This window comes from Asaia sp. Ae19-3, assembly GCF_059801175.1.
Genome location: NZ_JBCHWF010000001.1, coordinates 1,352,560 through 1,368,335, shown reverse-complemented (window position 1 = coordinate 1,368,335; position 15,776 = coordinate 1,352,560). Strand labels below are relative to the sequence as shown.

13 protein-coding genes and 4 tRNA genes are annotated in these 15,776 nt (G+C 57.2%); 10 read left to right on the top strand and 7 right to left on the bottom strand.

Annotated features, from left to right (window positions below):
• The first annotated feature begins 26 nt into the window (after window positions 1–26).
• Window positions 27–428 (top strand): DUF4167 domain-containing protein, encoded by a 402-nt coding sequence (locus AAID99_RS05795; RefSeq protein WP_229719840.1) that lies wholly within the window; start codon window positions 27–29, stop codon window positions 426–428.
• Between the two features lie 11 nt (window positions 429–439).
• Here the strand turns inward: AAID99_RS05795 and AAID99_RS05790 are convergent, their stop codons facing one another.
• Together AAID99_RS05790 and AAID99_RS05785 are read right to left on the bottom strand one after the other, a co-directional pair.
• Window positions 440–1,303, bottom strand: coding sequence for a glycosyltransferase family 2 protein (locus AAID99_RS05790; RefSeq protein ID WP_229719839.1), 864 nt, complete (start codon window positions 1,301–1,303; stop codon window positions 440–442).
• A 58-nt stretch (window positions 1,304–1,361) separates the two neighbouring features.
• Window positions 1,362–1,436 (bottom strand) — tRNA-Met (locus tag AAID99_RS05785).
• Between the two features lie 187 nt (window positions 1,437–1,623).
• Between AAID99_RS05785 and AAID99_RS05780 the strand changes: the two genes are divergently transcribed.
• Window positions 1,624–2,832, top strand: coding sequence for a mechanosensitive ion channel family protein (locus AAID99_RS05780; RefSeq protein ID WP_188426858.1), 1,209 nt, complete (start codon window positions 1,624–1,626; stop codon window positions 2,830–2,832).
• A 310-nt stretch (window positions 2,833–3,142) separates the two neighbouring features.
• The gene (locus AAID99_RS05775) at window positions 3,143–3,430 is read left to right on the top strand and encodes a hypothetical protein (RefSeq protein ID WP_188426857.1); all 288 of its coding nucleotides are present in this window, start codon (window positions 3,143–3,145) and stop codon (window positions 3,428–3,430) included.
• Between the two features lie 71 nt (window positions 3,431–3,501).
• Here AAID99_RS05775 and AAID99_RS05770 read toward each other — a convergent pair whose 3' ends face one another.
• The 3 genes from AAID99_RS05770 to AAID99_RS05760 all read right to left on the bottom strand — a co-directional run bounded on the left by AAID99_RS05770 (window position 3,502) and on the right by AAID99_RS05760 (window position 6,608).
• A complete protein-coding gene (locus AAID99_RS05770; protein WP_498493399.1) occupies window positions 3,502–4,494 on the bottom strand; it encodes a bifunctional enoyl-CoA hydratase/phosphate acetyltransferase in 993 nt (330 codons plus the stop codon).
• Between the two features lie 561 nt (window positions 4,495–5,055).
• Complete coding sequence (locus tag AAID99_RS05765) at window positions 5,056–5,268, bottom strand: hypothetical protein (RefSeq protein WP_188426855.1); 213 nt, start codon at window positions 5,266–5,268, stop codon at window positions 5,056–5,058.
• Window positions 5,269–6,533: 1,265 nt separating this feature from the next.
• Window positions 6,534–6,608, bottom strand: a tRNA-Val gene (locus AAID99_RS05760).
• 85 nt (window positions 6,609–6,693) lie between these two features.
• On the opposite strand from AAID99_RS05760, the gene AAID99_RS05755 reads away from it, so the two are divergent.
• Together AAID99_RS05755 and mqo are read left to right on the top strand one after the other, a co-directional pair.
• On the top strand, window positions 6,694–7,587 hold the full coding sequence (locus tag AAID99_RS05755) for an N-formylglutamate amidohydrolase (protein WP_498493398.1): 894 nt from the start codon (window positions 6,694–6,696) through the stop codon (window positions 7,585–7,587).
• Window positions 7,588–7,742: 155 nt separating this feature from the next.
• A complete protein-coding gene (gene mqo / locus AAID99_RS05750) occupies window positions 7,743–9,221 on the top strand; it encodes a malate dehydrogenase (quinone) (RefSeq protein ID WP_188426853.1) in 1,479 nt (492 codons plus the stop codon).
• 284 nt (window positions 9,222–9,505) lie between these two features.
• On the opposite strand, the gene ruvX is transcribed toward mqo, so the two are convergent.
• Complete coding sequence (ruvX, locus tag AAID99_RS05745) at window positions 9,506–9,988, bottom strand: Holliday junction resolvase RuvX (RefSeq protein WP_188426852.1); 483 nt, start codon at window positions 9,986–9,988, stop codon at window positions 9,506–9,508.
• Window positions 9,989–10,062: 74 nt separating this feature from the next.
• Between ruvX and gatC the strand changes: the two genes are divergently transcribed.
• The 4 genes from gatC to AAID99_RS05725 all read left to right on the top strand — a co-directional run bounded on the left by gatC (window position 10,063) and on the right by AAID99_RS05725 (window position 13,463).
• Window positions 10,063–10,350, top strand: coding sequence for an Asp-tRNA(Asn)/Glu-tRNA(Gln) amidotransferase subunit GatC (gatC, locus tag AAID99_RS05740; RefSeq protein WP_188426851.1), 288 nt, complete (start codon window positions 10,063–10,065; stop codon window positions 10,348–10,350).
• The gene (gatA, locus tag AAID99_RS05735; protein WP_188426850.1) at window positions 10,350–11,828 is read left to right on the top strand and encodes an Asp-tRNA(Asn)/Glu-tRNA(Gln) amidotransferase subunit GatA; all 1,479 of its coding nucleotides are present in this window, start codon (window positions 10,350–10,352) and stop codon (window positions 11,826–11,828) included. Before gatC ends, gatA begins: the two co-directional genes overlap by 1 nt.
• Window positions 11,825–13,282: an Asp-tRNA(Asn)/Glu-tRNA(Gln) amidotransferase subunit GatB gene (gene gatB / locus AAID99_RS05730; RefSeq protein WP_188426849.1), complete on the top strand. Its 1,458-nt coding sequence runs from the start codon at window positions 11,825–11,827 to the stop codon at window positions 13,280–13,282. Before gatA ends, gatB begins: the two co-directional genes overlap by 4 nt.
• A gap of 88 nt (window positions 13,283–13,370) precedes the next feature.
• Window positions 13,371–13,463, top strand: a tRNA-Ser gene (locus AAID99_RS05725).
• A 460-nt stretch (window positions 13,464–13,923) separates the two neighbouring features.
• On the opposite strand, the gene AAID99_RS05720 is transcribed toward AAID99_RS05725, so the two are convergent.
• Window positions 13,924–13,997 (bottom strand) — tRNA-Cys (locus AAID99_RS05720).
• A gap of 192 nt (window positions 13,998–14,189) precedes the next feature.
• Here AAID99_RS05720 and AAID99_RS05715 point away from each other — a divergent pair.
• Window positions 14,190–15,659 carry a TolC family outer membrane protein gene (locus AAID99_RS05715; RefSeq protein WP_498493397.1) on the top strand — a complete coding sequence of 490 codons (1,470 nt, stop codon included), beginning with the start codon at window positions 14,190–14,192 and terminating at the stop codon, window positions 15,657–15,659.
• The last annotated feature ends 117 nt before the right edge of the window (window positions 15,660–15,776 follow it).

Below are 15,776 nucleotides of genomic sequence, written 5' to 3'. Positions count from 1 at the left end.
CGAAAGTGCTACGCGGATCCATGAACATGAAACGTATGAGAAGCCGTCACCATCGCCCGAGCGGTGGCGGATCGCGTCAATCCAATGGTCAGACGCCTCTGAATCGCAACCATGTCTTCGATAGCAATGGCCCTGACATGCGGGTGCGCGGCACCGCGCAACAGCTTTTCGAGAAATATCTTCAGCTTGGTCGCGATGCGACGGGCACTGGCGATCGTATTCTGGCAGAAGCCTATTTCCAGCATGCCGAGCATTATTTCCGCATTCTGAACGCCATGACGCAGGCCGCCCAGCAAAGCCAGATGGAGCGCCAGGAGCGTCATCAGCAGCGTACACGCAGCCAGCAGGAGCAAGAAGACCGTCGTCAGAGCGATGAGTCGGGTGCCGAAAATGACAGCGAAGAGCAGGTCGAAGAGACCGCTGAATAACGCGCAGATTTCTAGAACAGGCCCTTGAACCGCTCAGGCAAGGGCCAGAGCCTGTCACCTGATAGGCTCAGATCGATAGGATAGGGGTCTTCGGCCCTTTCCAGCCCCTCCCTGACAAGGCGCTCACGCCAAGGTGTCAGGGAAGGATCATCTTCAAGAAGCGTTGCCTCTTCGACCGTCAACCCACCCATACCGGCCAGCATGTCACGCCATGCCTCGTTGGTCATGCGTTGATGGGTGCCGGCCTCTTCGCTGCACCACGCCTGTTCGCGAGTTCGGGCAAGCCGTTTCAACCCCTCCCTGAGATCGCTATAGCGCAGATGGAACAGCATGAGCGCCGGATCGGGGTTCGGCAGGACTTCTTTCACGCTGTGAAAACCGGGTGACCAGGTGACGGGCGCCCTGATCAGGCATGGCTTGCACATGGCAGCGGATAAACGCAGCGAACTGCGTTGCAGCGAAAGAGGATGATCGAAATCGAGGTCGGGTTCCTGATCCGCATGATGAATGAGGTCAAATCCTGTTGCCGTCAGACACAGCGCAGCACGAGACGCTGCCAGTGCGTCAAGCGAGGGAAAACAGGCTGGATCCGCCACGATGATCTCATCGACATCGCAATACAGCACCGTTTCATACCACTCGAGCAGGCCCGCGCAGAGCGCACTGATTGCGCGGGTACGCTGGGCGTCATTCTGGGGCGAACGAGGAATGCGCAGGCGGTTGCAGGGCAGGGCGTCAGTCGAGCCGTCATCAGACCCATGGTCGATGACATAACACCGCTCCATGCCCACCAGACCTGCATAGTGACGCAGCCAGACCGGCAGGAAGACCGGTTCGTTATAGACCATGGTAACGGCAGCGATCGGTGCTCTCATGAGCATTTCTAGCTCGTGCGCGGCAGATCTGTCTATCAGAGGGAGAGAACCGGTCGGATGGTAGCGGCGGACGGATTTGAACCGCCGACCAAGGGATTATGATTCCCCTGCTCTACCGCTGAGCTACGCCGCCATCGCGACCGGTGGGCGTGGAATTAAAAGGGTTGGGCGGATGTGTCAACACTCTGAGGAAAGGTTTTTGCGCGCATCGTGTTTTTGAGCCTTTGGCACTCTGTGGCATTGTGCACCAATGGGTTAGACGATGCGTTGCATGACCTGCCCGACAGGCCTCATCCCTCTCAAGGATCTGGATCTCAGATTTGAAGCAGCAGTTTCTCAGCTCCCTTTTCGCCCTGCGCTCCTATTTCGACTGGCTGCCTGCGCAGCTGGTCTCCATTCTCATGCTTATCGTGCTGGCGACGGTCTCTTTCTACGCCAGCAAGCTCGTTTCGGTGATCATTCTGCGTATCTTCGGTAATCGCGAAGACGCCGTGCTGCGCAAGATCATTCTGGCAATGAGACGACCGGTAAGGGTGATGGTTGTGCTTGCAGTGCTTCTCTCGGCATTGCCTGCAGCGTCTGGGTTCACGTGGGAAACCACCCAGCTCCTGCAGAAGCTTCTGCTCTTCATGGGCATTCTGATGGTCGGCTATGCGGCCATTGTTGCCTTCAGAATCATGACAGAGGCCTATCTGCAGCGGATCACGTCGCGCGATCATTCCGACGACATCATGATCCGCACCCATCAGACACAGATAAGGGTGCTCAGGCGGCTGACGGAGATACTGGTCGGAATCGTGACCGTTGCAGCAGCACTCATGACGTTCGATTCAGTACGGCAATATGGCGTCTCGCTTTTTGCGTCTGCAGGCGCCGCGTCTCTCGTGGTCGGTCTTTCTGCGCGCGGGTTGCTAACCAACCTTCTCGCAGGGGTGCAGATTGCCATCACCCAGCCGATCCGCATGGAAGATCTGATCATTATTAATGGGGACTGGGCATGGGTTGAGGAAATTACCTCCACCTATGTGGTGCTGCGCGTCTGGGACTGGCGACGCCATATCGTGCCGATTTCCTATTTTCTGGAAAATCGTTTCGAAAACTGGACGCATAACTCGGCGGCCATCATTGGCGTCGTGTTTCTCTACGTCGATTATGAGGCGCCAATTGAGACGATCCGCGGTTTCCTTGGCGAAATCATCAAGACCTGCCCGTTATGGGACGGCAAGGTATTCGATTGTCAGGTGGCCGATTGCGATGCGCAGACATTGAAGATCCGTATCATTGCCAGCGCCCGCAACGCCCTGCAGAGTTGGGATCTGCGCTGCGATATCCGGGAAAAGATCATTTTGCGCATGCGTGCCGAGTGCCCCGAGGCCCTGCCGAGATCGCGTTTTGCTGTGGTGCCTCCGCGGCCGGGTGAGGAGGCCTGGCCCAGTGCCGATGCCATCTCACCACCAATCGACCGGCCGCCGCCCGGCTCTTATATGGGGCCAGGAACGGTCATGCCTCGGGGAGGCGCAGATCTTTGAGAAAAAAGCGTCTCATGAAGGTTTTGACGCTGTGCCAGTGAAGTTCGAAAATCGTCATTTATCCTGTCTCCTAAGGAAACAGACATACGCGAAACCGGGCGCCTGTATGGCATTTATTTCATGAGAATGTCATATTCTTTGACGATCCGGTTTTTGGTTTTCTGTCCAGATACCGAGCCTTTCTAATGATTTATCTCACCAAATCAGTATGTTAATAATTTCACTGTAGTGACTGGAGCCGGTCTGCGGGTGTTAATATTGGGTACAAAACCGATAATATGCTCAGATCACACTTAGGGGAGTGCCATACGTGACCACCTATCTCGTTGTTTATGAAAGAAAAGAAGGCGAATCCTACGACGCCGTCGAACAGAAGCTGTCTGGCTTTGGTGAAGTTTTCCATGAAATCGATAATTTCTGGATCATTGCGTCCAATCTGATCATTTCAGATCTGCGCGATGTCCTGGCGAAGCTTCTGCCGCCAGACGCGAAGCTTATGGTCACGAAATATGTGCCGCATAATGCCATGGAGATGGGCGCGGCAGCCTGGCACGGTTTTACCTTGCCTCAGGAGAGCTGGCTCGCTGGGCGTCTGTGAAAATTGAAAACGGGGCGCTTATGAGCGCCCCGTGCGGGACGTATGTCAGGGTTTCCTGCTGATCCCGCTTTTCAGTCGCCAGTATGCTCGTCGAGATGACGAGCATAGAGCGCCCCGATTGCCGCTGAGGCGAGGCGTGCCGTTGCATCATCGGCGCGGCTGGTCAGCAATACGGGTACTTTCGCCCCAATCACGATTCCCGACGTCGCAGCCTTGCCGAGAAACGCGAGCGTCTTGACGAGAATATTGCCTGACTCAAGATCGGGAGCGATGAGGATCTGAGCGCGGCCCGCGACAGGGGACTCGACACCTTTGATCTCGGCCGATTCAAAGCTGACGGCAACGTCCATGGCCAGGGGGCCATCGAGCACACCGCCGGTAATTTCCTTGCGGTCAGCCATCTTGCACAGGCTCGCAGCATCGAGCGTGCCCTGAATTTTGGTGTTGATCGTCTCCACCGCCGAAAGCAGGGCGACACGGGGTGTGCCCAGACCGAGCGCGTGATGCAGATCGATGGCGTTCTGCACGATATCACGCTTGGTTGTGAGATCAGGCGCAATGTTGATGGCGGCGTCCGAGACCAGAAGCAGGTCGGGGTAATCGGGCACGGCAATACAGAAGACATGGCTCATGCGCCGCTTCGTTCGCAGTCCGCTCTCTTGCCTGATAACGCCAGCCATGAAAGTATCGGTGTGCAGGCTCCCTTTGGTGAGACCGCGCACGACGCCTTCATGCACGAGCGCAACAGCATGCTTTACGGCAGCTTCAGGGGTTGCAGCCTGTTCGATGCGCATTCCCTCGATGTCGAGGCCGTACTGCGCCGCTGTTTTCTCGATCTTCTCGCGATCGCCGACGAGTATGGGCACAATGATGCCATGACGCGCAGCTTCGACGGCGCCACCAAGTGCATGGCTGCTGCAGGGCCAGACAATGGCGTAGGGTACGGGGCCAAGCTGGGACGCCTTGGTAACGAGGGCGCGCATCAGCGCATGCTGTTCGGGGAAAATGGATGAGAGCCTGTCGTCAGACGATGCTGGCTTCGAATTGGTTGTGCTTGAGGGCATGAGTCTGGTGCTCCTGATACAGGATCATTCGTCAGACGCAGGAGCACGAGACGCTCCCCATTGCTGACGAGCGGAAATTGGATGCGGGAAACAGCTGAGCGGATCGGGAGAAGCTGCAGACCCCACCATCGCTGCCGACAGGCCCTGCGACAGGGGGTGAGTTTGGCGCAGGATTATGGCGTGATCAGCACTCTGCATGGGCTCTTCATATCAGACACACTGCAATAGCGGCGGATCAGCTTTTCTTGAGCTTGTGATCAAACCGTGAATCGGGTCCGGAAGTCATGTCGCGGTGGTTACCGACACTCACGCCAGGCTTGACGCCCTGAACACCATGACACCGGCATTGGGCTATGCCCTGTCGCTTGGCAAGTGCTTTTGAGCCAGGCTTTCACTGGGAAGCCTTCGATAATCTCATGCAGGCAGGTACGAAAGCCAATGAAGGTGGTTCGGCCAAGCGGGCGCCAGCTCTGCCGGTCTAGTGGTGCAAGAGTTCGGGCGATGCGTTCAGGCTGTAACAGCAGATTTTAAAGTGCGCGGGAGACATTCTGGATAGAACGGTCAGTGTAACGACCTGCGGCTAGACTGTGACTTGACCATGCCGACAGCCATGCGGGTGAACATGAAGAGAAGCCCCCCGATGAAAAGGCCCTCGCCAAGCATGTCGAGAAAATCGCTCAGAACCGGGGTTCCGTAAGGAGAGACAATTCCCAATGCGGAGGATATTGCCCAGACACAGAGCGCGGCGAGAATGAAGATTGAATTTTTCAGCATGCAGGTTCCTTACAAAAAAATTCACATTATTCACGAAGCGGTGCGGGGTGGGAGTTAACGTAGATTAACGAGTAAACTGCAAGTGTTTTTTTTACCAAAAATTCGATTTAGCTAGAAAAAGGCTTAATTTAATATAGTGACTTTCTTGCGTTTGCATTGGTCGAGACCCGTATCCTTCACTGAAAACAGTCCCCCAATTCACGCAAAAAGGTACCGATTCTTTTAGAGGGGAGGGTAAGTCTTTACCGATGAATAATGTGTTTTTGACCTTTATTTGTCGTAGTTATTAACGACTCATAGATTATTTGTCATCTCTTCTCGTTTCGTAATGACTGTATCGTCATGATCTTGGTTTGCGAGATTGTCCAATTCTCCCGCGTCGGTTGTCCCGCCAGCTTTGTGGCGCAGAACTCGGCCCAGGCGCCTTTGCCGAGGCAAAGGTGAGGAGGAGACCAATCACGTTTAACGATCACGGTTATGTGATTCATCTGTAATTACGCGAACGTCTGGGCAGGGTTGCAATTTGCAACAGCGGTAACGGTGCTGTTGCGTGCGCTCAGAGCAATGGGCGCGGGTGGTCGACGAAAACCAGCCCTGGCTTTCGTCGTGTTGAATCATGTTTGCTTCTGCAGTTCGAAGGTCGGGTATCGCGGCCTGAGGCCTTACAATCAATCGCCTTGCTTTTGCGCATTTTCGGCTGCTTTTCGGGTTGCTCGAGGCCTCCTGCGCCGATCCCGCGTTTTGGATCTGCGCAATATATTCGTGGAGGTGCGGCGAGCTTGTGTCAGCTTTTCTGCGCGTCGTTGCTGGCACTAATCCGCCAGACCTTCAAAGCAGATTTGACCAGGCAGGGGTGCGTAGGGCTCAGGAGCCGCGTTCTCGGCTTGGTAGGTAAGTTCGCATTTCAAGGGTGAGGCGGTGATGCCATGCGCTCTTCGCTTTTTGTCCGGGCACGTGCACAAAGAATCGCTGCTGGTGCGATGGCTGACAAAGCTCGCTGGGATGAAGATGGGCCATTATTCGCGCAGCTTATCCAGACGCTCCCGTTCACCGGAGGGAGGCCGCGTGGCGCAAGAAGGTGGCTCGGGAGGAAAGAGATTCCTGTGGCGTGGAATGTCAGCGGACCATCGTCAGGCTGATCACACAACTCTGACCCGGGAATGAAAATCGCTCGGTTCAGGCGCTTTAAAATACGAAACGCGATCGCATAACAGCGGGCGATTGCATTTTAGTTCTGTATTTGGGGGAGGTTTCGACGGACCGGATGGTGGGCGCAACAGGGATTGAACCTGTGACCCCTACCATGTCAAGGTAGTGCTCTACCGCTGAGCTATGCGCCCATCCGGTCCGTGAGCGGCGTTTTAGCGGGCGTTGACGGGGCTGGCAAGATGGGTTTTTTAAAAAAATCACCAAACCGGAAAAAAAATGACTCATGGCCCTCCGGCGGAGCCAGATCTCTGTCTTTCAAAGAATTTTGTGCTGCATGACGTGGGCGACCCTGCCTCACCACTGGTGATGGCGTCGCCGCATTCCGGACGTGACTATCCTGAGGCCTTCCTGAAGCAGTCGCGTCTGGATCTGCTCTCCCTTCGCCGTAGTGAAGATGCCTATGTCGATGGGCTGTTCGACTCTGCACCACAATATGGTGTGCCACTTCTCTGCGCGTCATTTCCGCGATCCTATTGCGACGTAAACCGCTACGCCTGGGAACTGGACCAGGGGATGTTTCGTGAGCGTCTCCCGGAAGGTAGCCTCACCAATACCGACAAGGTGCGCAACGGGCTCGGGATGATGGCGCGTATCGCCGGGGCAGGGCGTGGTATCTACCGTCATCAACTTCCTGTTTCCGAAGCCCATGAGCGCATCGCTTCCTGCTGGCTGCCCTATCATGAGGCGCTCGAAGCCATGATAGAGCGCAGTCTCGCGCGTTTTGGCGTGTGCCTGCTGATTGATCTGCATTCCATGCCGAGCCTGACTCATCTGCGTCTGCCCGATATCGTTCTGGGCGATCTCCATGGGAAAAGCTGCGCCGGGTCCATCGTGGATGGCGTGGCGGCCTGCATGGCGAAGGCGGGATTTTCCACAGGGCGCAACCGGCCTTATGCCGGCGGCTACATAACCGCGCGTCACGGTAACCCGTCGGGCGGTGTGCATGTCATTCAAATGGAGATAGGGCGCGGGCTTTATCTTGATGAGCAGATTGTGCAGCCCTCAGCGGCTTTCAGCACCGTGCGTGCGCAATTCGAGAGAATCTTGCCGGAAATGATCGCGCTCGCGCGCGGGTTAGAGCCAGCGAGCACCGGGCGCGCCTGCGCCTGACGGGTGGGTCTGACGATCAACTCCGGCTGATTCCGAAGCAAGGGGGCTCGATTGATGCTACCAAGCTGTGTTTCAAAGAGTGCCTTGCTGGCGGAACGACATTTCGTTGTGCCGGTTAAGCATATGGTATTTCACAAGACTGGAAGACTTGCCCCATGACCCTTTCCCCAGAAGAGCGCCCGGATATTGTCCTGATCGGTGCGGGTGTCATGAGTGCGAGTTTCGCCGCGCTGATCCGTTCTCTCGACCCGTCTCTGACGCTCAGCGTCTACGAGACGCTCGATTCCTGCGCGAGGGAGAGTTCGGAGGCATGGAACAACGCTGGCACCGGGCATGCCGCCTATTGCGAACTGAATTATACGACGCGCCGCAAGGATGGCAGCATCGATATCGCCAAGGCGCTCGATGTAAACACGGAATTCGATCTGTCGCGTCAGCTCTGGGCCCATCTGGTCGAAAAGAACTGGATCGAAGATCCTTCTGCCTTCATCCGCAATTGCCCGCATATGAGCTTCGTGCGGGGGGCGGAGAATGTCGCGTTTCTGCGTGCCCGCTATGAAGCCATGGTGAAGCATCATTGCTTCGACACGATGAGCTATACCGAAGATCCTGCCAAAATTGCGGAATGGGCACCACTCATGATGGGCCGACGCGCATCTGGTGAGAAGCTTGCCGCAACGCGTGTGACCGAAGGCACAGATGTTGATTTCGGGACGCTGACGCGGGTGCTGTTCTCGAAGCTCAAGATGAAGCAGGGCGTCGCTCTTCATTATCGTCATAAGGTGACGGCTCTCTCACGCGAACCCGGTGGACGCTGGCGGGTGACCACGGTGAATACGTCTACCGGGGAGACGAAAACTGTCTCGGCCGGTTTTGTTTTTGTTGGGGCAGGTGGCGCCGCACTCGACCTGCTCAAGCGTGCTGATCTGCCGGAAGCACATGGCTATGCCGGTTTTCCTGTCAGCGGGCTTTTCCTGCATGCTGACAACCTCGATTTGTGCCAGCGTCATACAGCCAAGGTCTATGGCAAGGCAGCGGTCGGCTCGCCGCCTATGTCCGTGCCGCATCTTGATACGCGCGTGATCGGGGGCAGACCCTATCTGCTTTTCGGTCCTTATGCGGGGTTCACGACCAAATTCCTTAAATCCGGAAAATGGACGGATCTGCCGCGCTCCATCACGCGCGACAACATCAAGGCAATGTTCGATGTCATGGTCGATAACCGTGATCTGGTGCGCTATCTTGTCGGTCAGGTCATGCAAAAACAATCGGCGCGCTTCGCTGCCCTGCAGGAATTCTACCCCGCAGCGCGCGAGCATGACTGGAACGTCGGAGTGGCAGGGCAGAGAGTACAGATCATCAAAACTGAAAAGGGTCGAGGCACTTTGAAATTCGGCACCGAGGTTCTCTGTGCACAGGATCACAGCCTGGCAGCCGTGCTCGGCGCGTCTCCGGGGGCATCGATTGCGGCTTCTGTGGCGTTGCAGGTGGTGACGAAAAATTTCGCCCATCGTCTGCCTGAATGGCGTGAGAAACTGAAGACGATCATCCCCAGCTACGGCGTCGATCTGCGTCAGGACGCAGCCACCTGCCGCGCCATTCGCGAAAAGACGGGTAAGGTTCTCGGTATCTGAATTTGCGGCCGTTCAACCGGTCCTGAAGAGCCGTAATGGCCTAGCCCGGCCAGCCAGCGCTATCGGGTCCAGAGTAGAGGGGCGGGTAGGACTGGCACTATCTACCCATCGTCTCGCGATTGTTTCCCTTAGCGCCGAGCCTGCTTGGCGGAGAGGGGGCGGTGCGAGAGGCGCCGCAACGAATCGTGCGTTGATAAGACAGCTTATTGCCGGGCCCAGCTCCTGATCGCATGTGGCCCGTGTGCTTTGTGCTCGAGGTGCTTCTGCGCTTATCGCCAACCCAGTCAGAATAGATCTGACCGCTCGGGCGCAGTCGCATCCAGCCAGGATTGCAGCGTGTAGGCAGCAGCCATTTTATCGACCACTTCGGCGCGTCGTTTACGGGTCATGTCGGCCTCTTGAATCAGAAAGCGGTTGACGGCGCTGGAGGAGAGACGCTCGTCCCAGCAGCAGGCAGGCAGATCGAGCCGGTTGGAGAGTTCGGTCATCCAGTCCTGTGCCGCACGGGCAGCGGGCCCGAATGACCCGTCGAGCGAGAGAGGCAGCCCGCAAATGAGGCCCCCAATCCCTTCGCGCTGCACGATCTTCGCCACTTCCTGCGCTGTCTCGCCAAATTTGCCGCGCTTGAGGCTCTTATAGGGCGAGGCCAGCATGAGCGTCACATCGCTCAGGGCGAGGCCGATCGTCTTTTGTCCGGGGTCGATCCCGAGCAGACGCAGACCGGGGGGGAAGGCTTCGCGCAGGGCGTATGGATTGAACAGACTCATGGGAAGGCGTTATGATCTCGCTAAATTCTGGACCGTCGGGATTATCCGCTCACTTTCAGGAAAGTCGATCCTTTATGTCGTTGGAAACGCGCACAGTCAGGCGCATAGCAAAATTGGCCCGAATTGGCCTCAGTGATCAGGAATGCGAAGCCATGCGCCAGGAGCTGAGTGGCATCCTGGGCTGGGTCGAGCAACTGAACGAGGTCGATATTACTGACGTGCCGCCGATGATCGGCACCGGGCTTGCCGTGCCGCGCCTGCGTGAAGACGTCGTGACCGATGGCGACAAGCGCGACGCGGTTCTGGCCAATGCTCCCGACAGTGTCGGGCCCTATTTTACCGTTCCGAAGGTTGTTGAGTGATGCATGATCTGACCCTCGCCTCTGCGCGAAAGGCTCTCAGGGAGCGTCGTCTCTCAGCCGTTGAACTGACCGATCATTTTCTGGCCTCGATCAGGAAGTTCGATGGCGAGATCAACAGCTTCGTGACGGTTACGGAAGATCAGGCCCGCGCGGGTGCCCGTGCGGCCGACGCGCTGCTTGCGACCGACAACGCTCCTTCGCTCTGTGGCCTGCCGCTGGGCATCAAGGATCTGTTCTGCACCAATGGTGTGCGCACCACGGCGTCGAGCAACATCCTGCGCAATTTTGTGCCACCTTATGAGAGCACGGTGACGTCGAACCTGCTGGCTGACGGCGCAATTTTTCTCGGCAAGATGAATCTTGACGAATTCGCCATGGGCTCGACCAACATGACGTCGGCTTTTGGTCCCGTGACCAATCCGTGGCGCCGTAAGAACTCGGATGTAAAGCTCGTTCCTGGCGGGTCTTCGGGCGGCTCGGCTGCTGCTGTGGCTGCCGGTCTGGCTCTGGGGACAACCGGCACCGACACCGGCGGCTCCATCCGTCAGCCTGCAGCTTTCTGCGGCATTACCGGCATCAAGCCGACCTATGGTCGCTGCTCGCGCTTCGGTACGATTGCCTTCGCGAGCTCTCTCGATCAGGCCGGGCCGATGGCGCGTACGATGGAAGATTGCGCGATCCTGCTCGAATCCATGGCTGGTTTCGACCCCAAAGACAGCACATCGGTCGATCGCCCCGTTCCGCGTTACGAAGACGCCCTTGAGCGTGGCGTGAAGGGGCTGAAGGTCGGTATCCCTCGCGAATACCGCCCCGATACCCTGCCTGCCGATATTGCCGCGCTTTGGGATCAGGGCATCGCCTGGCTGCGTGATGCTGGTGCAGAGATTGTCGACGTCTCCCTGCCGCACACGAAATACGGTCTGCCCACCTATTATATCGTGGCTCTGGCTGAAGCCTCATCCAACCTTGCCCGTTATGACGGCGTCCGTTTTGGCGAACGCGTCGATGCGGGTACGCTGGACGAACTGTATGAGGCCACGCGTCATGCCGGGTTTGGTGAGGAAGTGCGTCGTCGTATCCTGATGGGCACCTATGTGCTGTCGTCAGGCTATTACGACGCCTATTACCTGCGCGCGCAGAAGGTTCGTACGCTGATCCAGCGCGACTTCCTGAATGCGTTCGAGAAGGTGGATGTGCTGCTGACGCCGACCGCGCCTTCGGCAGCCTTCGCTCACTCGGAACGGCCGACCGATCCGGTACAGATCTATCTCAACGATATCTTTACCGTCCCGGCGAGCATGGCTGGTGTTCCGGCACTGTCGCTACCCGCTGGTCTCGATCATGACGGTCTGCCGCTCGGGCTGCAGCTCATCGGGCGCTACTTTGAGGAAGAGACATTGTTCGCCGCCGGGCGTGTCATGGAAAAGGCAGCAGGCTTTACGCACAAGCCTGCTTTGCATGCGGGAGCATTCGCATGAGCGGCTATATCATCGAAGGCGCAACAGGCCCCTGGGAAATTGTTGTCGGGCTTGAAGTCCACGCGCAGGTCATCAGCCACGCCAAGCTGTTTTCGGGTGCCTCTGCCGAATATGGTGGCGAGCCCAACACGCATGTCAGCCTGATTGATGCAGGTTTTCCGGGCATGCTGCCGGTAATCAACGCCGAGTGCGTAGCGCAGGCTGTACGCACGGGTCTGGGCCTCAACGCCCAGATTCATCTGATGAGCCGTTTTGATCGCAAGAACTATTTCTATGCCGATCTGCCGCAGGGTTATCAGATCAGCCAGTTCGCTCATCCGATTGTGGGTGAGGGGCAGGTCGAGATTGAGCTTGCCAATGGTTCGGTGCGCCATATCGGCGTGACGCGCCTGCATCTTGAGCAGGATGCTGGCAAATCGATGCATGATCAGGATCCGACGCGATCCTTTATCGATCTGAATCGTGCTGGTGTGGCGCTGATGGAAATCGTCAGTGAGCCCGATATCCGCTCTCCGGAAGAAGCTGGGGCCTATCTGCGCAAGCTGCGCCAGATCCTGCGTTATCTCGGCACCTGCGACGGGAACATGGAAGAAGGCTCGATGCGTGCCGACGTCAATGTCTCGGTGCGCAAGGCTGGCGAGGAATATCGCACGCGCTGCGAAATCAAGAACGTCAATTCGATCCGCTATGTCATGCAGGCTATTGAAGTCGAAGCCGCGCGTCAGGTCGAGATCTGGGAAGCTGGCGGCACGGTCGATCAGGAAACACGTCTGTTCGATCATGTTCGCAGCGAAACGCGCTCGCTTCGTTCCAAGGAAGACGCGCATGACTATCGCTACTTCCCCGATCCGGATCTTCTGCCGCTCCTTATCGAGCGCGACTGGGTGGAGGGCCTGCGTGCTGCCCTACCTGAGCTGCCGGAGGCCAAGCGCGAGCGTCTGGAAAAGACCTATGGCATTTCGCGTTATGAATCCGGCGTCCTGACGGTCGAGCAGGGGATTGCCGATTTTTACGAGACCGTGGCCAAGGGCAGTGATCCGCGTCTGGCGGTCACCTGGATGCTGGGTGATTTCTTCGCAGCGCTGAACAGAACGGGTGCGACGATCGAGACGAGCCCGGTCAAGGCTGAGGGGCTCATGGAGCTTCTGGCGCTAATCACGGATTCGACGATCAACGGCAAGATCGCGAAGGAAGTGCTCGAAGATATGTTCGAGACGGGCGATTCGGCCTCGGTGATCGTCGAACGCAAAGGTTTGCGTCAGGTCACGGATACGGGCGCTATTGAAGCTGAAATCCGGACCATTCTTTCGGCGCATGCAGACAAGCTGGCGGAGTATAAGAGCGGCAAGGACAAGCTGTTCGGTTTCTTCGTTGGTCAGACGATGAAAGCCATGAAAGGCAAGGCCAATCCGGCCATGGTGAACGAGCTTCTGGTCAAGCTCCTCGCTGAGTAAAAAATCTGCAAAAGGGGGGTTTGACGCGACGTTCAAATCCCCCTAGAAGCAGTTCTGCAAACGCCGTGAAAACTGCGTCCCTCTAGGCGGAGGGGTGGCCGAGAGGCTGAAGGCGGCGGTTTGCTAAACCGTTGTACGATGTCAAGTCGTACCGTGGGTTCGAATCCCATCCCCTCCGCCATTTTTTCTCCAGAACTTAATCTGTATTCAGCGCTTACTAGTCATCGGGTCTGGGCGGTCTGAGTTTTAGCCAGATTGCTAAGCATCTCGGTCTTGTTTTGCGATACTGCACTGATGGTCTTATCGCAAAGGGCTGCACGCCGAACTGAGGGTTCTCAATTCATTCAGGCGATTTGCTCAGCGCTTGCTATCGAGATGCTGGCGCGGGATCTGCCGACCCGCCGGGGCAGGAGCCCGGGCAAAATCATCTGCAGGCGAGAAGGAGTGCGCTGCCCTGCTGCGGCGGATAGCCGTGATTATCGGATCAGAGAGTACCCGCCCAGGCTGGTAATTCACCCAAAGGTTCTGGACCCGAGCGACTGGCGGCAAACGCCGCGATGTGCTGAGCAAGTGTCAGACGCCTCACGCGAGTTTTGTAAAACTCGGCGAGCGTGACGATTTTCTGTGATTTTTCAGAAAATTGGAGGTCCGGGCGGGAATCGAACCCACATACGCGGATTTGCAGTCCGCTACATCACCATTCTGCCACCGGACCGGCTGGTGTGAGAGCTATATCTCTTTACCGGACGTTCGGGTCAAGGGGGTATCTTGGATAAGAATGAGAAATAAGAAGAAATTTCTCTGGTCGCTTAAATATGGCATAGGAATGCGGCGGGACGCCTGATACCGACGAGATGATGACTGTCATCGCGTCACTATGGCGCCGTCCTCATTCGAAAGGGCATCCATGAAACGGGATCAATCCAGGGTCTATACTTCTCTGAGCGTAGGTCTGGTCGTTCTTCTCAAAAGCACGACTGCGCTTGCCCAGACCTATGATGGTAAAGGCTCTCCCGAATTCGTTCCACACACTTTGCAGGAAGCCCTGGCGACAGCTTATCTCACGAATCCGACGCTTCAGCAGGAACGTGCCAAGCTGCGCGCAGCCGATGAATCCGTGCCAACGGCTCTGGCCGGATGGCGCCCGAAGATTACCGGTCAGGCAGCCCTGACTTACTATCAGGGACTCAACGCGTATGGTGCGCAGGGGCCGCAACCCGGGTCGAGTTTCGGTACTCCCGCCTATAATCGCAGTTACGAAACGCCGGGTTATCAGGGTGGGGTCTCCATCACGGAGAATATCTACCAGGGTGGCAAGACGACCGCGCAGACCCATCAGGCAGTCAACACGGTCATGGCTGAGCGGGCTCAACTGATCGAAACCGAGCAAGAGGTCTTCACTGACGTCGTGTCGTCCTATCTGGGCGTGGTACGCGGCGAGCAACTTCTGCAGATCAATATCAATAACGAACACGTGCTCGAAGAGCAGCTGAAAGCGACGCAGGATCGTTTCCAGCAGGGTGAAATCACGAGAACGGACGTCGCTCAGGCGCAGGCTGCCCTTGCGACCGCCAAGGCCACACGCCAGCAGGCTGAAGGCACTCTGCGCGCAGCTCAGGCAACCTATCTGCAGGTCGTGGGGGTGCCGCCGGCGCCCAATCTCGTGGCGCCGCAGCCACTTGCCCTTCCGGTCAAGGCCGAGCGCGATGCCGTAGCGGAAGCGACGCGGAATAATCCGACGATCATCAATGCCCTGTTCATTGAGGCCGCCCAGAAGGATAATTTCTCCGTTCAGATGGCGGCCATTCTGCCAAAGATTTCTGCGCAGCTCGGTTACTCCTACGTCAAGAACCAGGGCTATGGACGCATGGTGACCGACAACAAGTTCGGCACCATCAATTTCGATGTGCCGATCTATCAGGGTGGTTCGGAATATGCGGCGGTGCGTGAGGCGCGCCAGCAATATCTGGCGGCTCGCCGGGCAGTGGATATTGCGCGTCGCAAAGCAGCGCAGGCCGCTTCAGCCAACTGGCAGCAGCTTCACTCCTATACTGATTCGATTTCCAGCAACCGTGCGGCTATCGCGGCCAACGTGGTGGCTCTTGATGGCGTTGAGCGTCAGGCAATCGTCGGTACAAGCTCGACCCTCGAGGTATTGCAGCAGCAGCAGACGCTGCTCTCTGCACAGACGGCGCTCGTGCAGAATCTGAGCGGGCTCGTGCAGTCTTCCTATGCGGTGGCTTTCGCCATGGGGCGGCTGACTGCGGCCGACCTCAAGCTCAACGTGCCGATCTATGACGAGAAGGCCTATTATAACGCGGTCAAGGATAGGCTGTGGGGTATCAACGATTATGCGGTCGGTCAGCCCGGTCGCTGATCATCATGTGACTGGGCGGGCGATCAGCTCGCCTGTTCATCTGGCCCCATATCCGGGGGGCGGTCATGCGCCGTCATGGGTGCCGTTTCGACTTGGTGTATCGCGGACATTTCCGGC